Genomic DNA, 2,795 nt, shown 5'->3' with positions numbered 1-2,795 from the left:
CGAGTTCATTTGTATTATCATCAGACGGTATTGTGTCTGTGTATTCTTCTATTAATTTACTTGCATTCTCTATTCTCTTATGACGACTTACCAATTTATAAAATCGTGTATAAATTTCTTTTAACATTTCCTTTGCTTTCATAATCTTTCTTCTGTTTGACAGGATGAATTATCCTGGTGATATTCATTAACGGTGGAACTATCGGTACATGTAGACGTTGGAGATAATACGGAATCACGTAATGGTGAATTGTATGAAAATGACAAAAAATCTTCCGCTTTAATTGGCACACCAATTCTCTTGGCTTCACTCAAAAGGAGTGGAATATGCTTTATTGGAATTCTTCCACCAGTCCCACCTTTTGATACAGGACGAAGCCAAACATATACACGTGTTCTATGAACCCCAAGTAATTGAGATACTCTACGAACACCACCCAATAAATCTATTATTTCGTAAAATTGTTTCATAATTTATTATTGTAGCTTATTTAGGTACAAAATCAACAAAAAATGTAATGAAAATCACAAAAGATTTTTTTTCTAACAAAGATATAATGAAAACTATGAATAGCATTATGAAAATTTGGTTAAGTGAGGCCTTGCAAGAATCTGGATTATCTCAATCATCACTTGCTAGACAACTGAGTGAGAAAATGCAGCGCCCTATCTATCGTTCTGCAGTCAATAAAATGCTAACAGGAGAACGGGGAATAAGTATGCAAGAGGGTATAGCAATTGAAGAAATTACAAAATATCCTCTTCCGCGCAAGAAAACTATACCCTTAATGGGCTATGTGGGAGCAGGTTCAGAAGTTACTCCCTATGAAGATGGTTGGCTTGAGGAAGTGGAAATACCTCCATACATCACAAAAGATACATACGCAGTAAAAGTTGAGGGCGACTCAATGGAACCATTCATTGAAGATAAATCTATTTTGTTTTACTCACAAAACATGTCTCCAAATTTACTTCTTAACAAAAAAGCAATTGTCTACACGCAGGATGGACGTTGTTTTGTAAAGATCGTGAAGCAAGGCAGTAAACCCGATTTATTTAATTTAGAAAGTTTAAATAGGCTATATCCAGAAATAAAAGATATCCAATTAGTATGGGCTGCACCTATAGACTGGATAAAACCACCAAGACTTTAAAGTAGTAAAATGAGTATAGTTTTCCGTTCTTACGATATATCTGTTAATGCAAAAGCTGTTACAGTAGAAGATATAGGGGCTCTTTTTCAGGATGCCACAACTACTTATCAAATGGACGATAAATGCATTACCTTAACGATAAAAGAATTCTATCGAGATTCTTATTGGGTTTCTGTTTTAGTAGGAAATAAGGATCCCTATAATAATCAAGTTATTGATACTAACACAGATAAACTTGAAAAAGTCACCAATCCGCGTACTAAAACACTGGTTGAGCAAAACAAACAGTTTTTTGGATTTTTTCTTCCTAAAATATCTACTTTTTATGCCTCAAATAAAAAGCTCAATAATCTTTTAGTTTCTTATTACAAAAAACACTTTTCTCAAAAAAAGGTTATTTTTAAGCCTACTTTTCTTGATAGTGAAAAATTTGCTGAAAAACTTAAAATAATAAACAAAATTGAAATGTGTATAAATCATGATCCACTTAAAAATCCAGATTTAGTATTTCCATCTAAAGAAGTATCCGATATGTACGAAGCTATAAGCGAACCATTCCCTCGTGATGATATCATCAAAATAGATTTATCTGTTGACTTAAAAGTTCAAAATCACAATTGGATACAAAATTTTTTTTATAACTTTCTTAAAAATAACAAAGTAGGAAAACTACGTTGCACAGGTAAAACACAAGATAATTTTGATGCAGTTTTTAATACTGAAGAATTTCAACAACAAGTGGCTGTTACTGCAGAAAAGGATGAGAATGGTCTCTATAAAGAAGATTCGATACAAAAACAAATAATATCGCAAATAGATAAGTTATGAGAAGTGCACACTATTTAACCTAAGTAGTTTTATAAGATTATTTATGAAGCCGTACATTTGAAAGATAATATTAAACACGAAAATTAGAAAAAAATACCACAACAAGACATCCCAATAAAAATGGAACTCCCATTTTGAGTCCCAAGGAAAAAAAGGCAAAACAATCTCTTGTTTAAGATTGCGTGGAAAAAGTAACAACAAAGACGCTATAATAAACAGATGTAAAAAACTATACAAATTTTTGTGCAAATAATCTGTTACAATATTCAAATCCGTTGTTTTTTCATATTGATGTTTAGGGTTGTGATACAATTCTGAAGCAAGTCGGGAGTTAAAGAAAGCTGTCATGAAAGTCATTGTTACCCCAAAAGCAATAGATGAAAACATTAAAATAGCTTGAATAAATTCAGCGTTTTTTTCTATTTTTAAAAACCGCAAAATTACAAATCCAGTAATATATACTGTTAAAACTTTAACTTTTTTAAACATATCCCCTCCTTTTTTAGTAATTACAGCTTTAATTTTCTGAGCTATTTTGCATTTTTATGCAAAAAGTTTCTAAAATCATTACATTTTTATTGACATTTGTTACTAAATTCACTACATATTTAGTATATAAACCACGAAGAAGCGCAAATTAATTATATCATTAAAAGGTATAAGAAAGCTAGCTGATCTGGTTTGTCCGCAATATAAATTCAACTACTAACGCGAATAAGAGGGGATGGAAGATGAGTAAACAGGTTTCTATAGATGATTATGGGATTCTGTTAGTTATATGTGATGATGATTATCCCTATGCTCAATTTGGTC

4 protein-coding genes are annotated in these 2,795 nt (G+C 31.4%); 2 read left to right on the top strand and 2 right to left on the bottom strand.

All coding sequences use genetic code 11. The annotated features are described in order from the left end of the window. Positions 1-138 precede the first annotated feature (138 nt). The gene (locus tag GGR10_RS06685; RefSeq protein WP_078689719.1) at positions 139-471 is read right to left on the bottom strand and encodes a helix-turn-helix domain-containing protein; all 333 of its coding nucleotides are present in this window, start codon (positions 469-471) and stop codon (positions 139-141) included. Between the two features lie 47 nt (positions 472-518). On the opposite strand from GGR10_RS06685, the gene GGR10_RS06680 reads away from it, so the two are divergent. Together GGR10_RS06680 and GGR10_RS06675 are read left to right on the top strand one after the other, a co-directional pair. Next, on the top strand, positions 519-1,154 hold the full coding sequence (locus GGR10_RS06680) for a S24 family peptidase (RefSeq protein ID WP_078689720.1): 636 nt from the start codon (positions 519-521) through the stop codon (positions 1,152-1,154). Between the two features lie 9 nt (positions 1,155-1,163). Continuing rightward, positions 1,164-1,982 (top strand): hypothetical protein, encoded by an 819-nt coding sequence (locus GGR10_RS06675; RefSeq protein ID WP_182480439.1) that lies wholly within the window; start codon positions 1,164-1,166, stop codon positions 1,980-1,982. Here GGR10_RS06675 and GGR10_RS06670 read toward each other — a convergent pair. Next, positions 1,977-2,471, bottom strand: a complete 495-nt coding sequence (locus tag GGR10_RS06670; protein WP_078689723.1) for a hypothetical protein — start codon at positions 2,469-2,471, stop codon at positions 1,977-1,979. The genes GGR10_RS06675 and GGR10_RS06670 overlap by 6 nt on opposite strands. Positions 2,472-2,795: the final 324 nt, after the last annotated feature.

The organism is Bartonella chomelii, from assembly GCF_014138465.1.
Lineage (GTDB): Bacteria > Pseudomonadota > Alphaproteobacteria > Rhizobiales > Rhizobiaceae > Bartonella > Bartonella schoenbuchensis.
The sequence above is the reverse complement of the archived record's forward strand: the minus strand, read 5'-3'. Positions and strand labels throughout refer to the sequence as shown.